General features: G+C 52.8%; 24 protein-coding genes. 12 read left to right on the top strand and 12 right to left on the bottom strand.

Translation table 11 applies throughout. The annotated features are described in order from the left end of the window. Positions 1 to 47 precede the first annotated feature (47 nt). Positions 48 to 998, bottom strand: coding sequence for an ABC transporter ATP-binding protein (locus tag LEP6406_RS0224385; protein ID WP_008316191.1), 951 nt, complete (start codon positions 996 to 998; stop codon positions 48 to 50). A gap of 591 nt (positions 999 to 1,589) precedes the next feature. On the opposite strand from LEP6406_RS0224385, the gene lpdA reads away from it, so the two are divergent. The 12 genes from lpdA to LEP6406_RS0224325 all read left to right on the top strand — a co-directional run bounded on the left by lpdA (position 1,590) and on the right by LEP6406_RS0224325 (position 12,058). Then, positions 1,590 to 3,041, top strand: a complete 1,452-nt coding sequence (lpdA, locus tag LEP6406_RS0224380; protein WP_008314779.1) for a dihydrolipoyl dehydrogenase — start codon at positions 1,590 to 1,592, stop codon at positions 3,039 to 3,041. A 7-nt stretch (positions 3,042 to 3,048) separates the two neighbouring features. Continuing rightward, entirely contained in the window at positions 3,049 to 3,930 is an 882-nt protein-coding gene (gene trpC / locus LEP6406_RS0224375; RefSeq protein ID WP_008314780.1) for an indole-3-glycerol phosphate synthase TrpC, read from the top strand. 292 nt (positions 3,931 to 4,222) lie between these two features. Next, positions 4,223 to 4,468: a DUF5340 domain-containing protein gene (locus LEP6406_RS0224370; protein WP_008314782.1), complete on the top strand. Its 246-nt coding sequence runs from the start codon at positions 4,223 to 4,225 to the stop codon at positions 4,466 to 4,468. 73 nt (positions 4,469 to 4,541) lie between these two features. Further along, positions 4,542 to 5,861, top strand: a complete 1,320-nt coding sequence (locus tag LEP6406_RS0224365; protein ID WP_008314784.1) for an aminotransferase class V-fold PLP-dependent enzyme — start codon at positions 4,542 to 4,544, stop codon at positions 5,859 to 5,861. A 24-nt stretch (positions 5,862 to 5,885) separates the two neighbouring features. Further along, on the top strand, positions 5,886 to 6,812 hold the full coding sequence (locus LEP6406_RS0224360) for an energy-coupling factor transporter transmembrane component T family protein (protein WP_008314785.1): 927 nt from the start codon (positions 5,886 to 5,888) through the stop codon (positions 6,810 to 6,812). Then, positions 6,776 to 8,314, top strand: coding sequence for an anthranilate synthase component I (locus LEP6406_RS0224355; protein ID WP_263971223.1), 1,539 nt, complete (start codon positions 6,776 to 6,778; stop codon positions 8,312 to 8,314). Before LEP6406_RS0224360 ends, LEP6406_RS0224355 begins: the two co-directional genes overlap by 37 nt. 46 nt (positions 8,315 to 8,360) lie before the next feature. Beyond that, positions 8,361 to 8,633, top strand: coding sequence for a transcriptional coactivator PipX (gene pipX / locus LEP6406_RS0224350; protein WP_008314790.1), 273 nt, complete (start codon positions 8,361 to 8,363; stop codon positions 8,631 to 8,633). Then, positions 8,630 to 9,346 carry a YggS family pyridoxal phosphate-dependent enzyme gene (locus tag LEP6406_RS0224345; RefSeq protein WP_008314792.1) on the top strand — a complete coding sequence of 239 codons (717 nt, stop codon included), beginning with the start codon at positions 8,630 to 8,632 and terminating at the stop codon, positions 9,344 to 9,346. Before pipX ends, LEP6406_RS0224345 begins: the two co-directional genes overlap by 4 nt. Positions 9,347 to 9,827: 481 nt before the next feature. Next, positions 9,828 to 10,427, top strand: a complete 600-nt coding sequence (locus LEP6406_RS0224340) for a cell division protein SepF (RefSeq protein ID WP_008314793.1) — start codon at positions 9,828 to 9,830, stop codon at positions 10,425 to 10,427. Between the two features lie 49 nt (positions 10,428 to 10,476). Beyond that, complete coding sequence (gene proC / locus LEP6406_RS0224335; protein ID WP_027269404.1) at positions 10,477 to 11,283, top strand: pyrroline-5-carboxylate reductase; 807 nt, start codon at positions 10,477 to 10,479, stop codon at positions 11,281 to 11,283. A 153-nt stretch (positions 11,284 to 11,436) separates the two neighbouring features. Continuing rightward, entirely contained in the window at positions 11,437 to 11,736 is a 300-nt protein-coding gene (locus tag LEP6406_RS0224330; RefSeq protein ID WP_008314799.1) for a hypothetical protein, read from the top strand. A 19-nt stretch (positions 11,737 to 11,755) separates the two neighbouring features. Further along, entirely contained in the window at positions 11,756 to 12,058 is a 303-nt protein-coding gene (locus tag LEP6406_RS0224325) for a hypothetical protein (RefSeq protein ID WP_008314800.1), read from the top strand. A gap of 71 nt (positions 12,059 to 12,129) precedes the next feature. On the opposite strand, the gene LEP6406_RS33195 is transcribed toward LEP6406_RS0224325, so the two are convergent. The 11 genes from LEP6406_RS33195 to LEP6406_RS0224280 all read right to left on the bottom strand — a co-directional run bounded on the left by LEP6406_RS33195 (position 12,130) and on the right by LEP6406_RS0224280 (position 19,798). After that, a complete protein-coding gene (locus LEP6406_RS33195; protein ID WP_008314802.1) occupies positions 12,130 to 12,273 on the bottom strand; it encodes a hypothetical protein in 144 nt (47 codons plus the stop codon). Positions 12,274 to 12,301: 28 nt separating this feature from the next. Then, positions 12,302 to 12,655 carry an AlbA family DNA-binding domain-containing protein gene (locus LEP6406_RS35765; RefSeq protein ID WP_409978152.1) on the bottom strand — a complete coding sequence of 118 codons (354 nt, stop codon included), beginning with the start codon at positions 12,653 to 12,655 and terminating at the stop codon, positions 12,302 to 12,304. 54 nt (positions 12,656 to 12,709) lie between these two features. After that, entirely contained in the window at positions 12,710 to 15,385 is a 2,676-nt protein-coding gene (locus tag LEP6406_RS0224310; RefSeq protein WP_008314806.1) for a tyrosine-protein kinase family protein, read from the bottom strand. Beyond that, positions 15,382 to 15,828, bottom strand: a complete 447-nt coding sequence (locus LEP6406_RS31680) for a hypothetical protein (RefSeq protein ID WP_071992277.1) — start codon at positions 15,826 to 15,828, stop codon at positions 15,382 to 15,384. Before LEP6406_RS31680 ends, LEP6406_RS0224310 begins: the two co-directional genes overlap by 4 nt. A 27-nt stretch (positions 15,829 to 15,855) precedes the next feature. Beyond that, complete coding sequence (locus tag LEP6406_RS0224305; RefSeq protein ID WP_008314808.1) at positions 15,856 to 16,230, bottom strand: hypothetical protein; 375 nt, start codon at positions 16,228 to 16,230, stop codon at positions 15,856 to 15,858. A gap of 10 nt (positions 16,231 to 16,240) precedes the next feature. Next, positions 16,241 to 16,792, bottom strand: coding sequence for a Uma2 family endonuclease (locus LEP6406_RS0224300; RefSeq protein WP_008314809.1), 552 nt, complete (start codon positions 16,790 to 16,792; stop codon positions 16,241 to 16,243). Positions 16,793 to 16,841: 49 nt separating this feature from the next. Continuing rightward, complete coding sequence (locus tag LEP6406_RS0224295; protein ID WP_225886634.1) at positions 16,842 to 17,147, bottom strand: hypothetical protein; 306 nt, start codon at positions 17,145 to 17,147, stop codon at positions 16,842 to 16,844. A gap of 4 nt (positions 17,148 to 17,151) precedes the next feature. Continuing rightward, positions 17,152 to 17,442 carry a hypothetical protein gene (locus tag LEP6406_RS0224290; RefSeq protein ID WP_008314812.1) on the bottom strand — a complete coding sequence of 97 codons (291 nt, stop codon included), beginning with the start codon at positions 17,440 to 17,442 and terminating at the stop codon, positions 17,152 to 17,154. A 36-nt stretch (positions 17,443 to 17,478) separates the two neighbouring features. After that, positions 17,479 to 17,913, bottom strand: a complete 435-nt coding sequence (locus tag LEP6406_RS33190; protein WP_008314814.1) for a hypothetical protein — start codon at positions 17,911 to 17,913, stop codon at positions 17,479 to 17,481. Continuing rightward, positions 17,910 to 19,058 carry an AAA family ATPase gene (locus tag LEP6406_RS0224285; RefSeq protein ID WP_008314816.1) on the bottom strand — a complete coding sequence of 383 codons (1,149 nt, stop codon included), beginning with the start codon at positions 19,056 to 19,058 and terminating at the stop codon, positions 17,910 to 17,912. Before LEP6406_RS0224285 ends, LEP6406_RS33190 begins: the two co-directional genes overlap by 4 nt. Before the next feature lie 101 nt (positions 19,059 to 19,159). Then, on the bottom strand, positions 19,160 to 19,798 hold the full coding sequence (locus LEP6406_RS0224280; RefSeq protein WP_008314817.1) for a type I restriction endonuclease: 639 nt from the start codon (positions 19,796 to 19,798) through the stop codon (positions 19,160 to 19,162). Positions 19,799 to 19,833: the final 35 nt, after the last annotated feature.

Below are 19,833 nucleotides of genomic sequence, written 5' to 3'. Positions count from 1 at the left end.
CTACTCCCTGGCTGTCACCCGTAGGGTGGGCAATGCCCACCTTTTAATTAATTGGGATTTTCGTGGCCAAGCTTGAAGAAAATATCTTCTAGACTTTCCTGGGTGCAATGGAAATCATGAATTTGAAAGCCGTCGCTGAGCAGCGATCGCAAAATTTTCGCCGCCTCATCATTCCCCCCCTGAAAGGTCGCAACAATCTGGCCTTTCTCTTGATCTGACTCCACTTGATGGATTGAGGAAAATTGTTTTAATGCAACTGCTATCCCATCCAAATTCATCAAACTACGAATCGCCAAACGTTGCTCACTGAAGCGGTGATATAGATTAGCAATGGGGGCACTTTCCAACAAGAATCCAAACTCCATAATGCCGATAGTTGTACAAATTTCCGCCAGATCACTGAGGACATGGGACGAAATTAAAATCGTCATCCCCGCCGCCCGCAAGGTCATAATAATGTCACGAAATTGCTGACGGGCAATGGGGTCAAGACCAGACACAGGCTCATCCAACAGCAGCAGCAAAGGCTCATGGATAATGGTTCGCGCCAGTCCCAGCCGCTGCTTCATCCCCCGCGACAACGTACCCACCAAGCTCTGGCGCTTATGGGTCAGATTCACCAACTCCAGCACCTCATGGAGCCGTCGAGTCCGCTGACGACCCGTCAAAAAATATAAGCGGGCAAAATAGTCTAAATAATCCCAAACCGTCAGATCCTCATAGAGAGGATAGTCATCAGGCAAGTAACCGATATAGCGTTGCAACTCTGATTGAGGACGATCATAGACCACCTTTTGACCATTCAAATAGATTTCCCCAATCGTCGGCTGTTCAGCCATGGCAAAGAGGCGTATTAGGGTGGTTTTTCCAGCCCCATTGGGGCCAATTAAGCCATAGACTTCGCCAGCAGTAATCTGTAAATCCACATCCCGAAGAATCGGCGTTCGATCAAACTGCTTAGTTAGATCACGAGCCTCAATCACATAGTTAGAGGGCATGGCTATAGGGGACGTAATTGAGGTTAGGCTACCCGTGGAGCGAGGAGTTGATATCACAGTTTTGCGAGAAATTACTGAGATGGATACAAAAGCCCGGTTGCCAGACGAACGTTTCACTAACCCGGCGCTCAACCGGCGTTACCTATTCCTATTTCCCGGCCCAGGCCACTTATTCAATTCCCCGTGCGGGTCACCCGGCAACAAGGGCAACTAGACCGATGCCCTCCGGGCAGGCTCCGCCCTAGCGTTAGCAACTGGGTAGGGCGGGTTTTGAGGTTCCCATTCTGGATTTCCCGGCCAACACGAGCCAAACCCGCCCCTACGGCGACATCCTGCATTGGGCGCGGAAACCGCGCCCCTACCCCAAAACCCTGCATCTGGCGCGGCATCTCTGCGGTGCATTGCTTCGCGTGGGCGAAGCCGCGCCTTAGCGCTATGCACCCTACGGGATATTTAATTCAAAACTCAAAACTCAAAACTCCTATCACCTCCCCCACCCCATCACCCCATCACCCCCCCAGTTGTCCTAAAGCGCCTCTGTGGACAAGAATGGAGAGACGAATCCATCCGCTTGTGCTTGAGGAGAGGACTGTGAGTCAGGTATTTGACTACGACCTAATCATTATTGGGGCCGGTGTAGGCGGCCATGGTGCAGCACTGCACGCAGTCAAGCGGGGTCTTAAAACCGCCATCGTAGAAGCGGGAGACATGGGGGGAACCTGTGTCAATCGCGGCTGCATTCCCTCCAAGGCATTGCTGGCGGCCTCCGGGCGGGTGCGGGAATTTCAGGATGCTCACCATCTCCATAGCCTGGGGATTCAGCTTGGTTCCGTAGGCTTCGAGCGCCAAGGCATCGCCGACCATGCCAAGAACCTAGTGAACAAAATCCAGGGGGATCTGACCGGCAGTCTGACGCGCCTGAAGGTAGACATTATCAAAGGTTGGGGTCGCCTCGCTGGAGAGCAAAAAGTAGTCGTGGCCATGGCGGAAGGCGATGGCCAGAGCGAAGACCATCGCACCTTCACCGCCCAAGACATTATCCTTGCCCCCGGTTCCATCCCTTTTGTTCCCCCCGGCATTGAAATTGATGGTGAAACGGTTTTCACCAGCGATGAAGCCATTAAATTGGCATGGTTACCCAAGTGGGTCGCGATCATCGGCAGTGGCTATATTGGATTGGAATTTTGCGACATCTATACCGCCCTGGGCTCCGAAGTCACCATCATCGAAGCCTTGGACAAGATTATGCCTACCTTTGATCCCGACATTGCGCGGGTGGCGGAGCGGGTGCTGATCGCCCCTCGGGATGTGGAAACCCGTGCTGGGGTGATTGCGAAGACCGTGAAACCAGGGAATCCCGTCGTCATCGAATTGGCGGATCCCAAAACGAAGGAAGTGGTGGATGTCCTGGAGGTGGATGCCTGTCTAGTTGCTACTGGGCGCATTCCCGCCACCAAAAACCTGGGTCTAGAGTCCGTCGGCGTGGAAACCGATCGCCGGGGCTTCCTGCCGGTGGATGAGCACATGGCGGTGCTGCGGGATGGCCAGCCCGTCCCCCACCTGTGGGCCATTGGTGACGCCAATGGCAAGATGATGCTGGCCCACACTGCCTCGGCTCAGGGGGTCGTGACGGTGGACAACATTTGCGGTGAGGCTCGCACGGTCAACTATCGCAGCATCCCCGCCGCCGCCTTTACCCACCCGGAGGTGAGTTTTGTGGGGTTGACGGAGCCCGCTGCTAAGGAACTGGCGGAGCAGGAGGGGTTCGCCATTGCCACGGTGAAAACCTATTTCAAGGGCAACTCCAAGGCTCTGGCGGAGGGCGAGTCGGATGGTTTAGCCAAGGTAATCTATCGCCAAGATACGGGGGAAATTCTGGGAGCCCATATTCTGGGGCTTCATGCCTCGGACCTGATTCAAGAGGCGGCAAATGCGATCGCACAGGGCCATTCCGTCACAGAATTGTCCTACTGCGTCCACACCCATCCCACCCTCTCTGAGGTGTTGGATGAGGCATTCAAGCGCGCCGTTGTACAAGCCTAGGAGTTCCATGGAGATTCGTCGCCGTTCCCCCAATCCAGATGTGTCTGTGCAGAACCTCACCTATCGAGTCCGAGTGCCGGGAGAGGAGCCCCGCAATATTCTAGAGCGCATCGTCTGGTCTAAGGAACAGGAGGTCGAGCGACTGCGGGAGAAGGTTTCTCTGCAAGATCTTCAGAAGCAGGTGCTCTCTGCCCCGCCCCCTCGGGATTTTTTGGCGGCGCTGCGCCAGAGCGATCGCAGTCCTGCTCTAATTGCAGAGGTGAAGAAGGCTTCCCCCAGTCGGGGTGTGATTCGTGAGGACTTTGATCCCGTTGCCATCGCCCGCACCTATGCTGAGGGCGGGGCGAACTGTCTCTCGGTACTGACGGATGAGCAATTCTTCCAGGGCAGTTTTGACTATTTGGCCCAGGTGCGGGAGGCGGTGGATTTGCCTCTGCTGTGCAAGGAGTTCATCATTTACCCCTACCAGATGTACCTGGCGCGGGTGAAGGGAGCCGACGCAGTGCTGCTCATTGCGGCGATACTAGGGGACAACGACCTCAACTACTTTGTCCGCATCGCCCAGGCTTTGGGAATGCGGGTGTTGGTGGAGGTCCATACGCTGGCGGAACTGGATCGGGTGCTGGCCTTGGACTCGGTACAGCTCATCGGCATTAACAACCGCAATCTGGAAACCTTTGAAACCACGCTGAAGACCACGGCAGATCTACTGGCCCAACGGCGATCGCAGATTCAAGATCGGCATCTCCTGGTTGTGAGCGAGTCGGGTATCCATAGCGCTGAAGACTGCCGCCAAGTTGTCGCTGCGGGGGCCGAAGCGGTGCTGGTGGGGGAAGCCCTGATGCGCGAAGAAGATTTAGTGGCCGCCATTGCCCAGCTCTATGGTTGATTAAAGACCTGTAAAACGGGTTACCCCGGTTCAGTGGGTTAGCTGGACCGGGGTTAGAGTGCTCTAGCTAAATCCCGGTGCCGGATCTAAGCAGAGCCCAAAGCGTAAGCCCGTCAGGACCCAACCTTTTGACCAACCCAGGGAATGGTTGTTTAGAGGGAATACTCTTAAAGGGTTCCAGCTCAATCCCAATCCCGGATCTAAGCAGAGCCCAAAGCGTAAACCAGCCACAGGGATATCTTTGGCCCCGCCCAAAGGGTGATTTCTTAAAGGGAATAGTCTACAGAGTGTTATGGAAAAGCCGATTCCGCTGCCGTCCCACATTCACTACGAATTGCTGATGCAGTTGCTAGAGCGGCAAACCTTGCCCGTAGCCTATGGTGATCCTCACCTGCGATCGCAGGTGAGCGAATTGATCATCATTCTTCGCAAAGCCCTCTCCCAGCAGCGCCAACTCGAAGAAGAGTGTCGTCGAGTCCACCTCACCGTAGACTATCGCTGGTCCCTCAACGACAGTGCCAACCCTCGGGAATCTTGAGGGAGCAGCCTCAGGAGATCCTGCGGGTGCTCACAAGCAGTTTAATAGAGCAGTGCCTTTTCAGAGACTTGCCATGGCCTTTGTCGCCCCGCCCACAGTGCGCCTCGACCTCGACTATGTGCGCCAGCAGTTCCCCGCCCTAGCAGGGGACTGGACCTTTTTTGACAATGCGGGGGGATCCCAGGTCGCACGGCCCGTGGGGGATCGCATCACCGATTTTCTCTATGGGTCCAATGTGCAATTGGGGGCATCCTACGGTGTTTCCCAAACCGCCACTGAGCGGGTAGCCGCTGCTCACCAGGGCCTCGCCACCTTGATCAATGCCCCCGATCCCCAAACCGTGGTGCTGGGTTCTAGTACCTCCGCCCTATTCCGGATCTTGGCCCATTGTCTGGGGCAAACGCTCCAGCCGGGGGATGAGGTCGTCGTCACCAACTGTGACCACGAAGCCAACATTAGTCCCTGGGTCGATTGGCAGGGGTTGGGCATCACGGTGAAGGTGTGGACCCTCAATCCCGAGACCCTCACCCTAGATCTGGCGGATCTGGCGGACTTGCTCACCCCCCGCACCCGGCTGGTGGCGGTAACCCATGTCTCCAATGTGCTGGGAACGATTAATCCAATTCGCGCGATCGCAGATTTAGCCCACCATAACGGCAGCCTGATCTGCGTGGACGGGGTGGCCTATGCCCCCCACCGCCGCGTGGATGTCCAAGCCTTAGACGTAGATTTCTACGCCTTTAGCCTCTACAAAACCTATGGTCCCCACCAAGCCCTCCTCTACGGCAGGCGAGAACTCCTAGAGGCGTTACCGGGCTTCAACCATTACTTCATCACCTCGGTGCCCTACAAGTTTCAACCAGGGAATGTCAACTTTGAACTGGCCTACGGTAGCCTCGGGATTCTGGATTATTTGACGGCATTGGCAGCCCATCATGGAGGTGGGCTAGATGGGGCTGTCCCGGAGCCCCCAGCGTCCGATCTCACAACTTCCGATCTCACCACTTCCGATCTCACAACTCAGGATCCAGGCACTCAATTGCGCCAAGCCTTTGCCCTCATCCGCGATCACGAGACTGCCTTGGGAGATCGTCTCTTGACCTACCTCCGGCAGCACCCTGCTGTGGCCATCATTGGCTGTCCCGACGCCCATCCCGACCACCGGGTACCCACCATCTCCTTTGTGGTGGCAGGCCGCACAAGTGCTGCCATTCCCCCCCGCATCGATCCACACCACATTGGCATCCGTTATGGTGATTTCTACGCTGTGCGGCTGATTGAAGATCTGGGTCTGGCACTCCAAGACGGGGTAGTGCGGGTCAGTATGGTCCACTACAACACCCTGGAGGAATGCGACCGTCTCATCGCCTGTTTAGATGCTGTCTTGGCCTAGAGTGGGAAGTTCACAAGCGCTTTTATGGATCTGCTGAAAACTCTACCCATTGGGCTCTACCTGGAGGAGCCAGAAACCTGGCTGCACCGCCTGGATGCTCGGGTCAAACTGCTGTGGCTGGTGAGCATTCTCATCACCCCCATCTTAGCCAACTCCCCCTGGCGCTTCAGTTTAGTGCTGCTGCTGGTAGGTCTCACGATTTTGGCCTGGATTCCCCTGCGGGTCTGGCGGCAGCAGATGGGCTGGCTCTTAGCCATCTGCACCATCATGTTGGTACTGACCCTAATACTGCCGGATGGACTGGCTATCGACTACCAGCCCCGGCTACCCCACACCAGCGTCTTGACCCAGGTAGATCCCGTACCGGAGGCTTTTGCGATCGCAACTTGGGATCCGCCCCCGGCCACGGGATACCGCTACATCCTGTTTCACCAAGGGCCAATCCGCATCACCCAGCAGTCCTTGGAACTGGGGATTCGCCTCAGTACCCTCTTCTTTACCTTGATCTACGGGACCAACCTGTTTCTTCTCACCACGGTTTCCGAAGAGATCACCGTGGCCCTAGAGGTGTTGATGCGGCCCCTACGCTGGTTCAAGGTTCCCGTGACAGAGATAGCCTTGACCGTGACCCTGGCCCTGCGGTTTATTCCCCTAGTGCTAGAAGAAGTGCAAAACCTCGTGCGTTCGGTGCAAACGCGGGCGATTAACTGGAAAAAGCTGGGGCTGCGGGGCTCAATCCAGGTCTGGCTAGCGGTGGTGGAACGACTGTTGAAAAATCTACTGCTACGGGCAGAGCAGACGGCAGCAGCCATGCAAGTACGGGGCTTTACAACCCCCAATACCCATCGGGTGGACTGGTATCGACTACGGCTGCGGCTGCCAGATTGGATCGCCATCGTCCTGCTGGGGGCCTTTTGGTATGCCCGCTGGGTCTGGGGAGGCGACTCCTGACGGTGTTGCAGCCTTGGTATGTGCGATCGCGTCCCCTAGATGGCCTGAGCGGGTCTCAGATCTTTCAAGCCCTCTATGGCAATCCCCAGAGGACTCACCCCTGGCAGCAGATCGCCACCTTACTAGAGAGCCCCTATCCCCTCCCGGCAGATCTGCCCCAGGCTCGCCATGCCCGCTACTCCCTCTGTGGAGGACCGCCCCGGAACCACGGAGATCAGCCCCTGCTGTGGACCCCCGCCCTGGGGACCATTTTGCCCACCCTCACCGCCCGCTGGCAAACGCCCCGCCCCCCCGCCCCCCTATTGGATGAAACCGGAGCCCCCTGGCCCCAGCCACTAGAGCCTTTTGCCGGAGGCTGGCTGGGCTGGCTGGGCTACGATTTGGCCTGGGAAATTGAGCGTCTGCCCCAGAAAAATCCCGACCCTCTCCCCTTTCCCGTGGCCTTTTGGTACGAGCCCGATAGCTTTGCCATTGCCGATCACCACAGCCAAACCCTTTGGCTAGCTGCCAGCCATCCTCAAGATCTGGATGCCTTAGCTGCGGCCCTAGCCAACGCTCCCCTTCCCATGGTGGATTCTGCCCCCTTAGAGGCTCAGGGGCTGACCCTAGAGTCTACCCAGGCCCAGTACGAGGCCGCCGTGGCAGAAGTCAAGGCGGCTATCCACGCTGGAGATACCTTCCAGACCAATCTCTCCCTACGATTTTCCACCCGCACTGCCGCCGCCAGTTGGCCCCTCTATCGCCAGCTCCAGCGCATCAACCCCTCCCCCTTTGCCAGCTACTGGCGCACCCCTTGGGGAGACGTGATTAGCTGCTCGCCGGAGCGACTGGTGTCGCTGCGGGGCGATTGTGCCGAAACCCGACCCATTGCGGGGACGCGATCGCGGGGCCATTCCCCCCAGCAAGATCAAGCGCTAGCCCAGGAACTCCTCAGCAACATCAAGGAAAACGCCGAACACATCATGCTGGTAGATCTAGAGCGCAATGACCTAGGCCGGGTCTGCACCTGGGGAACGGTCCAGGTGGATGAACTCATGGCCTTGGAACCCTACAGCCACGTCATGCATTTAGTCAGCAACGTCGTGGGCAGGCTGCATCCCCACTACACCCCGGTAGATCTGATCCGCGCCCTGTTTCCCGGTGGCACTATTACCGGATGCCCCAAAGTGCGCTGCATGGAAATCATTGAAGCCTTGGAGCCTGTGCGTCGCAATCTGTTCTACGGATCCTGCGGCTATCTCGACTGGCGCGGCCATCTAGATCTGAACATTCTGATTCGCACCCTACTGTGGGTTGCCGACCCCACATCACCCCAGGCCACGGTCTACGGCCAAGTGGGGGCGGGCATTGTCGCCGACAGCGATCCCCAGCGAGAGTGGCAGGAGTCACTGCAAAAAGCCCAAGCTCAACTGCAAGCCTTGGGGCTGTCTCAGTCCCCTCTACGTCCGCAGAATTCCCGAAAATCCCAGAACAAACGGTTGCCTGGTCACACTTTACCCTAGAGTATTGGCATATCTAGGTTCTACAGAATGGGACCATTAACTCTGCATGAGCGCTGAAACCTACCTCAACCACCCTACCTTTGGTCTTTTGTTTAGGATCTGTATGGTGGAGGATAACCGCGAACTGTTCGCAACTTTGTATGCTCAGCGACTGTTTTTCGTGGTTAATTCCACAAATCCCAAGGGACTGATCTTTGATCCCATTGGGCGCAACGATGCGCGCCTAATGCTAGAGGGACGCCTACGGGTGATGCGGCGCATGGGACCCCTCACCGAGTACGATCGCCTTCAAAAGCTCTACAAGCAGACGTTTCAATGACGGTTTCCCTATCCCCTGAGAGTATTGCCCAGCGGATTGCAACGATTCAAGCCCAACTTCCGGCAACGACCCGCCTGATTGCCGTCACAAAAACCCAACCTGCGACGGTGGTGCGGGCAGCCTACGATGCGGGGGTGCGAGATTTTGGCGAAAGTCGCCTGCAAGAGGCAATGGAAAAGCAGGCTCAACTTCAGGATCTCGCTGACATTACCTGGCACCTGATTGGCCACCTACAAACCAACAAGATCCGCAAGGCGCTCCAGCATTTTCACTGGATTCATTCCCTAGATAGTCTGAAGTTGGCCCGAAAGCTGGATCAAGCAGCAGCAGAGATGGGGGTCAGTCCCCACTGTTGTCTCCAGGTGAAGATGGTGCCAGATCCCCCCAAATCGGGATTTTCGCTGGCGGACTTAACGGCAGCGCTGCCGGAGTTAAACCACTTCACCCATATAAAAATAGTGGGCTTGATGACCCTACCGCCCCAGGGCAGTACGGTGGAAGCGACTCGGGATATTTTCACGGCGGCCCGAGATCTGGCGGAGAGCATCAATCAACAGCGCGATGGTCAGAGACCAGCCCAGAGAGGTCATAGCATCCAGATTCGAGACCTGTCCATGGGGATGTCGGGAGACTATGCCATCGCGATCGCAGCAGGAGCCACAATGATCCGACTCGGATCAACGCTCTTCGGCGAGCGCCCGCCCCAGGGGTAGGGGCTCCCCAGGGCTGAAACCGATCGAAATTGATCGAAATTGATCAATTTCGATCGAAAATCCCAAAATTAGGAAGTCTCGATTAGATCTGCGCCTCTTGGTGATAGCTGGGCTCAGGTGATCTGCCCTGGCGGATTTGCACCCTAGGCCGACCCAATCCAAGCGCCATAGGGATCCCCAAGTTTTTAACTAATTATGAATGACCTGTCTCCTTAGGGAATTTCGTGTATACTGTGGACTCAAATTCCACGATGTGTATTAGAGTATAGGCGTTTTGATCAAGGCATCATTTCCAAGCCCCTGTTCACGGGATGCTGGGAATGGGGTTTTGAGACTTGGCTCCAAGATTGCGGCTATTAGCATCTTTTTTCGCCGCGCTCTGAGCAAAATGGTTCTATCCTTTTAGGACACAATGGCAGAATCATCCTCTAAACTTAGGGCGTTCTGTCCACCGTGTAACGGTTGTACTGGAGTGTAAGCTGTGAGCAATCTATTCAATAAGCTGCGGGACTTCGTTGGTCTCAATGACCCCGCCGACTACGAGTACGAGTATGACGAGATTGAAGGCGAAGAGTATCAGAACCTCTACCAAGAGGAGCATACTCAGCCCGTAGCGGCCCCCCAGCAGGAGGAACCGCGCGCCCGCCGTCGCGTTCGCGACCGGATTATGACCGCCGATACTGGAATGACTGCTATGGGAAGCAATGTGATTGGAATGCCTGGAGCTATGAACGGAGCCTCGGAAGTAATTGTGATGGAGCCCCGCTCCTTTGAAGAGATGCCTCAAGCGATTCAAGCGCTGCGGGAACGGAAGTCTGTGGTCCTCAACCTGACCACCATGGACCCTGACCAAGCCCAGCGGGCTGTTGATTTCGTGGCAGGGGGAACCTACGCCATTGATGGCCACCAAGAGCGCATCGGCGAGAGTATCTTCCTCTTTACCCCCAACTGCGTCCAGGTGAGCACCCCCACCGATGTGGAAGACGAAATGCCCATGGCTCCTCAGCATCCCATGATGGATCCTCGGCAAGCGCCCCCCGCGCCCGCTTGGACCGCTGAGCAAGCCGTCCGCATGGCTTAGGGATTCCCTGAATATCGATTGTGTTGCCGTTGAATAGGACGTTCACAGCTTGCCAACCAAGTTAGGGATCATTGGAGGCGGGGTGATGGGAGAGGCCCTGATCGCCCGCCTTTTGTCCCGTGGAATCTACGCTGCTGACGAGATTGCTGTGGGGGAACCTACCGCTGCTCGTCGGCAGTTTTTGCTGGAAACCTACGGCATTACCGCCACAGACCAGAACTCGGTGGCCCTCGCGGGGGCCGCTACGGTGCTGGTGGCGGTTAAGCCCCAAATTTTTGCCCAGGTCGTACCCGATCTAACGGTCTGTGCCGAGGCCCAACCCCTCCTCCTCTCCATCATGGCGGGGGTGCCTGTGGCTACATTGGAGGCCGCAGCACCGGGCTGTCCCGTGGTACGGGCAATGCCCAATACTCCAGCGACGGTGGGGGCGGGCATGACTGCGATCTCGCCGGGACAATACGCCACTCCGGCCCATATCCAGCAGGCCCACGACATCTTCGCCGCCGTCGGATCGGTGGTGACGGTGCCAGAAAATCTTTTGGATGCGGTCACCGGATTATCCGGATCTGGCCCCGGTTATGTGGCTTTGGTAGTAGAAGCGCTGACGGATGGGGGCGTGGCCGCCGGACTGCCCCGCGCCACTGCCCAGCAACTTGCTATCCAGACGGTACTAGGCACCGCCACCCTGCTGCAATCCACGGAGATGCACCCCGCCGTACTCAAAGACCGCGTCACCAGTCCCGGTGGCACCACTATTGCCGGCATCGCCTGCTTAGAATCCGCTGGAGTCCGATCAGCCTTTATTGAGGCGGTCAAAGCCGCCTGTCAGCGCTCAAAAGACTTAGGTGCGGTCTAAACCCGTTCCAGCTAAATGCCTACCCCGGATCTGACGGCTCTGGATCTGAGGAGACCCCTAAGCCTGCATCAAGCAGAGCAAAACCCTTTGCGCTACCCAGGAAATAATGGTAAGGAATGATGGTTTAGGTGAAACACTCTCAGGGGATGGAATATGGACATTCTGCTACGGCTGCTGGTTCAGTTATTGATTGCCCTGGGCTGTGCTGGGGTGGCAACGCTCCTATTGCCGCGCCGGATTCCGGGCAAGATTTTTAGCCTGATTCTGATCGGCCTTGCGGGGGTGTGGCTGGGGGAATGGGGTCTGGGTTACCTGAAGAGCAGCTTGGGGATCTCGATCGCTGCCCTCGACTGGTCTTTTCAGGGGGTACCATTGATCCCCAGTGTCATCGGCTCTATCGTGGTTCTCTTTGTTGTGACGGCGTTTCTATCCTGGGGCCGTTACAACCGTTAGGGACTCTTCCGACCTAGACATGGGAAAGAGCCCCTGCTGGCAGCGGCTGTTGATCGCCCGCGCCCTGGCGGTGAACCCCAAAATCATGCTGATGGATGAGGCCACCAGTGCTTTGGATAATCGGACCCAGGCGATCGTCACGGAGAGCCTCGATCGCCTCAAGGTAACGTGGGTGGTGATTGCCCATCGCCTCAGCACCATTCGCCATGCCGATCGCATCTACGGGTTGGAATCAGGGCGCATTGTCCAGCAGGGCAGCTTTGATGATCTCGCCACCCAACCTGACCTGTTTGCCCAACTGATCAAGCGCCAAATGGTGTGAGCGCCTAAACGTTGTCCTGGGTTTCGGGCAGGGTGCCCGCCGCGAGGATTTGCACCACCGTCAGGGCAAGGCTAGGAAAGGTAGGAGAAATCACCAACCGGGGGCAGCGTCTCGACCAGTGCTCCGTTTACCAGTTCGTAGCGGGTTTCGGTGCCGTCGTCGTAGGCAACATAGTCCTCAAAACTGAGTGAGGTGGTGGCGATCGCTGGGGTCATGGTGTGCCCTCCGGGGGTGGCTTCTAGTCTACTGCGACCAGCGGGTGGCGAGGTATTTGGCGAGGTCGCTGGGTTTGTCGAGCTTGTTGGTGGAGTTGCCGGTGCGGATGAAGAAGCATTCAACGGGTTGGCCGCTCTTGGGGTCTTTGAGGGTGACGTAGACCGGGGCGGGGGCGGGCTGCACGGTGACTTGGCAGATGTCTTGGCCGTCGAGGGTGCCGAAGCTGATGGCGAGACAGGGAGCCATCGCTTTGCCCATTTCTTTGAGCAGCAGGTCGTTCATCAGCCACAGCTCAAAGCCGTCGGGATTTTGTTTGCCCTGCTTGAGGGTTTGGTAGTCGGGTTGCAGGCCCAGGACGGTGCCATCGTCGGCGACACCGATCAGCAGGGTGCCGCCGTCGGAGTTGAGGAAGGCGGCGACGGTTAACTGACGTGGTCAACGCTGTCCTTTGCGGGTCATCTTAAGCCCATACAAATATAGTTCTGCAACAGCATAGACCCGGTGAGGAGGACTCTGAGATCGGGAACGTTCCTTCAAGATTCCAGCGTCTACCATACTCTTGATTTTTAGAGATAACTCACCTCCTGTCGAACTCCAGATTTGTGATAATTTATTATTCTCGTCAATAGGTGATCTTTCTCCTTCCATTCTCTCAAGGAGTTCGCCAAGCTCTCGATATTCATCACGCACTTCATTAACTCTTTGCTCTGATACATAAGGAAAAGCATCAATTAATGCCTTAGGACGCAATACAATGTCAGAGTTATATTCAGTGGAAAAGCTCTTTTCTTTTTCCACAGCTTGCTGTAGAAGCAATATTAAGCTGCGCGGAAAGCAATTATTATTCGCGTCTGCTATCCGCGTACGCACCCAGTTATATGTATAGGCTTTCCTCCCACGTCCCATACGTTCACCCCAAAGCCGGTAAAGGCCTTTACGCAACTGCTCTAAACTAGCCGACTCAAGGCTTTCTGCTGTTAATCCTAGCGCCTTACCTAAAATACTTCTTAAGTTTTCAGAGCTTTGTAATGACTGACGCAAAACAAGCCTCCATAAATCAGCTTCTTCCCATTTGAGTTGAAGTGATCTACCGATATAGTGACCTTTGTTTACAAAGTTAAGATCGCTCCAGATATCCTCTCTCAAAAATATTTTTGGAGTGATCCTGTTTAAAGCTGTTCCACTATCTAGCCACCATGCAAGGAGTGCTTCAAGTGCCCGCCGCCGTCGGGCATAACTCTCTGATCCAGAACCAAATCCTACATCAAGTTCGTCATATAAAATCCATATATTTCTACCATTCTCATTTAACCAGGCATCAATACTTCTCAATTCATCGATGGCTTGGGGCATTGATCGCGGCGAATTAGCACGTCTAACCAGCCATTCAATAATTGCAGACTGAGTAAGGTGTTCGGATTGATTTAATTGTGTTAATTCACTATCTACTCCGAAAAGGCTGGATAGTTCTGAATCACTTACACATAACTGCAAAAGTGCATAGTTTAACCAAAAAATTGCCCAGGAATTTTCACCTACTTCTTGTTCAAAGCTGGCAAGATTTTGACTATCTAAAATAGAATGATTTAGTTTCGATTGCCCATGTCCCGCAATAAACTTGTAGTTTCTTAAATCAGTGTCATCTCGTGAGAGATCTCTTGCCCGATCAGGACTCTCGGAAAAAAGTCTAAACAAAATGCTTTTGCCAGTGCCCTTAGCACCTCTAATCAGCCAGATGCGATCGCGCAGGAATTTCGGGAAATCTTCGGTGCGCTGAAAAATTGTTGGTATACTATCTGCCTGAAGTTCTTGTGCCGTTGCTGGCTGAAAACTCAGTTCATTTAAAATAATTCTATGCTGATTAGAATCAAACCCAGAGTCAGTATGTTGAATTTCTGGCAGACTTGCATCAATGGTATTTGCAATTGGCGAATACTCACTTGTCAAATTTTCTGGGATATCCACTAAATGTGACAAGGCAGCAATGGCCGGATTATAAAAAATCTTATAATAAAGCTCATTTATATTAACATCATTGGGTAGTCCCCAATGCTCACTAATCCAATCCTCAGTTTTAGATATCCAACTGTCAATCTGATCCTCAGACAGGACGGGCATTGGTGTTAACAAGAAACGTAGGTCTGGCTTGTTTCTATAATCAAATTGCTTGCGCGCAGCTTGTACAACCCAGCGTAATCCATCAAAGCTTTGATCGGTGGGAGAGAAGCAAATCACGCCTGTATCTGCTAAATCAAGAAGTGCTACTGCTCCTGTGTCATTGAAACCCGGTCGGGCATCAATAAAAATAAGATCAGGATCCAGGTATTCTTTGATGTCTTCAATTAATTGGTTGATGGGATTTACAGTTCTTTTGTAAAAAATTTCCCATGCCCTACGATCTAATTCAGCTAATCGATGAACATAGTTTTCATTGTATTCTCCTGCTGAAACTATAAAGAGTTCACCACGACTAGATAAATCAACTTGGCGAATACAGTCCTGTATTGGAGGAATATTTTCTTCTGGGGTTAGAAAGCGCTGGTGAATATAGTCTAAGACTCCGCACTGACTTTCTAAGCTTCCATCTACAGTGCTACCATTAAAAAGGACTGATATTCCAGGTGCTTCCAGATCGAAATCAATGACAACTACCTTGCGGTTTCGCTGAGCTAACAAAATAGCGACTATCCCCAAAGCTGTTGATCGACCAACCCCTCCCTTAAAGGAATAAAAAGTGACAATCTGTGGGTGGCTAGGTTCATCCCTATCAACACTAGGCCGATCTTCTGTCTCTGGAGCCATCAGAATATCCGACCACAGAGGCAATTGAGAACTTACGACTGGCTGCTCTTGAAATTCCTGTGGTGTTAGCAAATTGTATTGAGTAATGGGATATTGTCCAAGGTTAAACCCCACTGACTCAAGCATCATGTCGATTTTGGTTTCGCGCTCAGCCTGGGAATCACCTTCAAATTTGATTGTAACTATTCGAATTTCTATCCATCCTAAAGACGACTCCTGGACTAAGATATTGACACTTGGATCCTCACTCTTTAAATTCTCTAATAAACAATTTTTAATTGCTATTGCTTCATGAGATTTTATTGTCATGAGGCTTCTCCTTGTTTATCTAGTATTATCTGATGCCATCTTTTAACGGCATTGATAAATTGTGTGCTTGCTTTCTCATCTCCCAAATAGGGTGAATATCTAATTTCGTTACTTACCCAGGTTGAGGTAATAATTTTCCATTCGTCTTTGTATTTACCTGTTCTATCAATCTCTATTATTCGACTTAAGCTGGAAATCTTTCCAAATAAAATAGCTAGATTATGTAAACTTGCTCCCTGAATACCCTCCTTAAATACACTTGTGTCTTTGAAATTGCTTTTCTCTTCGTCAAAACATATCAGTGATTTAAGAGAACATTCAATAGCATAGCCACCTAAGTAAATAGAGCCCGACCACCGTTTGCAACTATGTAGGGCTGAAGCATCTTCCAATCGGCGTCTTGAAGCTCCCAACTGAGATTCTTTATGGTATGTATCTGTCACTTTAAATCATCTCCCTAACTTTCTTCATCAATCATACTTGCCAGTGCATAAGTCCGTGCGAGGATACACCTTCGATCCTTCCCGCTTGGCCCAATACCACAGGGAGCGGGTGCGATCTCCATTGACAAAAATCAGCAGGTTCTCCGCGAAAGAGGCCGCGATCGCCTTGTAAATTTTGGCCCGCTCCTCCCCCAGGGGAATCTCGCCATCGGGGGCCGTCACCTCAAAGACAGGCACCGCCGACATCTCCGCGATCCGCTGGCGCTGGTAGGTGATGTCCTCCACCACGACAGGTTCAGCACGGCTCGTCCCCGGCTGATTCCACCCCAGTTCGGTGATGAACAGGCCATGGAAGTCAAAGTGATAGAGGAAATCGCGCGATCGGTGGAAGTCGAGGGACATGGTGAATTACTCAGTCAATGAGTCGCTGAACTGAAATTTCGATCTCAGGGAAGGCTTGAGGTGTCAAGGTGCCTGCTGCCAAAATGGTGACTTGCTGATAGTCCCCGGCCTCTGGCTGTCGCAGAATGGTGACGTTCCGCTGCTTCAAATTGACAATCCAATACTCCGGGATGCCCGCCTGGGCATAGGTGGGGCGCTTGACTTCAGAATCCTTGACCCAACTGGTGTTGGCATATTCAATCAGCCAAAAAATATCTTCGGGATAGGGGTGGCGCGTGCGATACAGCTCCCGCCGGGGATGCGCGATCGCGATGTCCGGTTCCGGCTCGGAATTGCTGTCGGGCAAGCTAATGGGCTTGGCTTCTCGGATCAGCGCCCTGGCCCCCAGTAGCCCCCGGAGATAATCCGCCGCATCGGTGCTGGTTTGGGCATGTTCTGGGCCTTCCGGTGCCATTTCAATGATTTCTCCATTCAGCAACTCCACCCGACGCCCCGCCAGAATGTTGGCGGCAATCATCTGGTGGTACTCATCCAGCGACCATTTCGCAGTGGTAACGGTCATTTGCCTCAACCTCCTGTACTCAATATCAGCCCACAACAATATGAAGCTACTATTCAGAGCGGCGGGCGATCGCCCGTTCATAGGCGGGGTCATGCTCCGCAAAACTCAGCACCACCACTCGCTTGGGAGCAGGCTTGTCATAGATGCGATAAACCAGACGATAGGCCACCCCATTCCAATCAATTTCTAAAGCTCGATGTTGGGCTAATGCTGCCTTTAGATCGTGGCTGGGAATTCGTCGAGGCTGGCGAGGATCGAGAGAGAGCACCTGCTGATATCGAGACAAGTCCCGTTGAAGCGTTGCAGGGAGTTCGGCAAGGTCTTGCTGAACAACGCCCTGATGAAGCTTAACCACGTATCTAATCTTGATAGCCACGAGTCACCAACCAATCATTCAGAGCCTCTTCATCAATCTCTTCCCCTTCATCGATCACCGTGATCCATTTGGTGGGGTCGTCCTCATCCTTGAGGCGCTCTATCGCCCGTTCCTCAGCGGATTTTTTCTTGACTGGGGCGGGACTCGACTCCTGCTGACGCTTCCAGGCCAGGTAGTCCACAAACTCCTGGATGGTGTGTAGCTCCTCCGCTGAGAGGGTCTTGAGCTGCTCAGTAATGGCTTCCACTAAGGGAGACAGGGTGGCTTCTGGCATGGTTTCAGGGGGATTTAAGATCCTGGATGGTGTCGATCAAGGCAGCGTTAATTGACCTGCTACTCTGAGCCCTTTTTGGGCTAACTGACGTGCTTGAGAACTACTAGGCAAGATAGCAACTTTTCCTGAGGCAATCCAGTGGAAGGATCTCGGTTCTTTGTTAAGTTCTGGTACATCCCTTACCAGAAAATCTTTGAGCCATTGTAGTTTATTGAGCACCGATGAAACTTCATCTGTTTTAGCACTATGCACTTCAACAAAGTAGGTTTTACCGCCATATCCCAAAGCATAGTCCCAGCGAGAACTATTGGGATATTGTGCCCTCACCGTTGTATCAATATCAATGCTACCTTCACATTTACCAGGGTCGTTTGATTTAATTTTACTGCTATTGCTACCTAAAGCTCTTAAGCCCGGTTTCAATGCTGCTTGTAGAGATGGCGTAGATTGCACAGCAGACCTAAAACTCATGATTTTTCTTGCATCATTTGAGAGATGACATCTGAGGCTTGGCTGCTAAAGCTAGTCAAGCCTCCCCAGTTAGCTACCGAAGTATCTGCATCTACTGGATCGAGGGATGAAATATTGCGAGCAAAAACGCCTTCTGGTTGACGATCAAAATAATAGGTTTTAATTTCTTTGTTTTCAAGAATATTCTCAAATATTTTGTCTATGCCAGGGGATGATTTCAGCCGAAAGAGGGAATTTAGATATTTGACATCTGCCTTCTCTTCTTGCAGAGAACGAATTGCCCAAGCTGCTTCTAATAACACAGGTGAATGGGTAGAAATGATGAGGCGGTACCCTCGATGAAGGAGTTCTAAACAGATCAAAAATACCGATAAAATGGCTTGAGGGTGTAATCCCATTTCAAGTTCCTCAATAATCACCCAATCGATATCTGATTTTTTAGATGCTCGTGATGCGGGCATTAACCAGTAAAGCCCTAGCAGCAATGGCATGAATTCACGCTGACCAGCAGACCAAGTCATAAACGGTAGCAAATCACCATTCATGTTAAGTTGAATTCGCTTTCTCATACCCGTCGTATTTAGCTCAACTTGAGCCCCATGAAAAATACTCTCATCTAAGGCATCTCGAAGCTCTTTTTTAAGACGGCCCACCTGAGGAAAAATAGCGCTACCTTTACTGCCTAGACCCTGTTGCATTAAGAGTCGCAGATGCTCGCTAAAATTTCTCACGACATAGGGATCGCCAACCTCGAAACTAGTGAAAGGTTTAGGCCATCCATTTTCAAGAATTAGAACTCTCTGGGCTGGAACAAAAAATAACTTTTCTTTGACACGATTATTTCTCTCTAAAATATCAGCAAGCTTAATGCTGGCGCTATCTACAACGATTTCAGTGCTTTCATCCCATAGATGACGCATCCCTTCGCCAAAGTAAAATTCCATAAAGTTAATAGAATTACCGCCCCAATCATAGCCATTCTTTCTGATGCTATAAACGATGTCTTCGTGGTCTATCAGCAACTTTATAAGCTGTGATACTATGCTCTTGCCTGTGGCCTGAGGCCCAACAAATAGGGTTAAGTCTCCAAACTCAATGTCAGCATTTTTGATTTGTCCTAAGTTCTCAATTTGGAGGCGCTTCATTTTCTGTGTCTCAGTTCCAATGTTTTGGGAATTTCCACCCTTTCTTATCAACGAAAACGGAAGTTGTGTCGGCGACACTACCATAATTTTTCCGGCACATCCTAAGCCGTTTCCGCCCCAATTAATTGCCCCAGAGACTTCATTATCTTCAGCACCTTATAGAGATCATTGCCCGGACTAACCAGGGAAAACAGGCGTGAATTGCCATACCGGGAATGCGGCGCTTTCGTCAGTTTTAGAAACAAAAAACTCTGGCCATTACTGACCATGGCAAAACTCGGCTTTCCTGCCTCTGGATTTGCCAGCATATAGGCCAGCGCTTGAGCCGTCGCAATATTCACATCAAAATCACTGCGTTTTGCTTCCACCACGAGGATCCAAAACCGATGCTTTAGCACCAAGACATCAATTTTGCCGCGAATCACCTCCCCTTCATCCTCAGCAGTCACTTCCACACCCACCTCGGAACGCAGGTGGAACGGGTCATCGTAGAACCCTGCCATATCCAGCAGCGGTGAGAGTACCACCATTTTGACGCTGTTTTCTAACAGTGGGGGGCTTTTGAGGAGGCGTTTGAAATGGGTTTTAACCCGATCAAGATACTGCTTTTCTAGTTCGGTCAGTTCCTCTAGCCCCGTTTGCCATTCTGAAAAGAAGTCTGTCTGGTCAGCCTCTTGGAGGCCGTATCTTTCCTCTAATAGAGCTAGGGAGACTTGATTGGCAGGGATGACGCTGACCATAGTTCTTTTCCAAGGGAGTACGCGGCGGCACACAG

The sequence above is a fragment of the Leptolyngbya sp. PCC 6406 genome (assembly GCF_000332095.2).
GTDB lineage: Bacteria > Cyanobacteriota > Cyanobacteriia > Phormidesmidales > Phormidesmidaceae > PCC-6406.
This window is presented reverse-complemented; position numbering and strand designations above follow the sequence as displayed.

Excerpts from the sequence above, each read along its gene's own strand:
- LEP6406_RS0224345 (WP_008314792.1), top strand. The coding sequence starts at position 8,630 with ATGACGGTTTCCCTATCCCCTGAGAGTATTGCCCAGCGGATTGCAACG.
- LEP6406_RS33195 (WP_008314802.1), bottom strand. The coding sequence starts at position 12,273 with ATGACCCCAGCGATCGCCACCACCTCACTCAGTTTTGAGGACTATGTT.
- LEP6406_RS0224330 (WP_008314799.1), top strand. The coding sequence starts at position 11,437 with ATGGACATTCTGCTACGGCTGCTGGTTCAGTTATTGATTGCCCTGGGC.
- trpC (WP_008314780.1), top strand. The coding sequence starts at position 3,049 with ATGGAGATTCGTCGCCGTTCCCCCAATCCAGATGTGTCTGTGCAGAAC.
- LEP6406_RS0224385 (WP_008316191.1), bottom strand. The coding sequence starts at position 998 with ATGCCCTCTAACTATGTGATTGAGGCTCGTGATCTAACTAAGCAGTTT.
- pipX (WP_008314790.1), top strand. The coding sequence starts at position 8,361 with ATGAGCGCTGAAACCTACCTCAACCACCCTACCTTTGGTCTTTTGTTT.
- LEP6406_RS0224370 (WP_008314782.1), top strand. The coding sequence starts at position 4,223 with ATGGAAAAGCCGATTCCGCTGCCGTCCCACATTCACTACGAATTGCTG.
- LEP6406_RS33190 (WP_008314814.1), bottom strand. The coding sequence starts at position 17,913 with ATGAGTTTTAGGTCTGCTGTGCAATCTACGCCATCTCTACAAGCAGCA.
- LEP6406_RS0224280 (WP_008314817.1), bottom strand. The coding sequence starts at position 19,798 with ATGGTCAGCGTCATCCCTGCCAATCAAGTCTCCCTAGCTCTATTAGAG.
- LEP6406_RS0224310 (WP_008314806.1), bottom strand. The coding sequence starts at position 15,385 with ATGACAATAAAATCTCATGAAGCAATAGCAATTAAAAATTGTTTATTA.
- LEP6406_RS0224285 (WP_008314816.1), bottom strand. The coding sequence starts at position 19,058 with ATGAAGCGCCTCCAAATTGAGAACTTAGGACAAATCAAAAATGCTGAC.
- LEP6406_RS0224360 (WP_008314785.1), top strand. The coding sequence starts at position 5,886 with ATGGATCTGCTGAAAACTCTACCCATTGGGCTCTACCTGGAGGAGCCA.
- LEP6406_RS0224305 (WP_008314808.1), bottom strand. The coding sequence starts at position 16,230 with ATGTCCCTCGACTTCCACCGATCGCGCGATTTCCTCTATCACTTTGAC.
- LEP6406_RS0224290 (WP_008314812.1), bottom strand. The coding sequence starts at position 17,442 with ATGCCAGAAGCCACCCTGTCTCCCTTAGTGGAAGCCATTACTGAGCAG.
- LEP6406_RS0224365 (WP_008314784.1), top strand. The coding sequence starts at position 4,542 with ATGGCCTTTGTCGCCCCGCCCACAGTGCGCCTCGACCTCGACTATGTG.
- LEP6406_RS0224300 (WP_008314809.1), bottom strand. The coding sequence starts at position 16,792 with ATGACCGTTACCACTGCGAAATGGTCGCTGGATGAGTACCACCAGATG.
- LEP6406_RS0224325 (WP_008314800.1), top strand. The coding sequence starts at position 11,756 with ATGGGAAAGAGCCCCTGCTGGCAGCGGCTGTTGATCGCCCGCGCCCTG.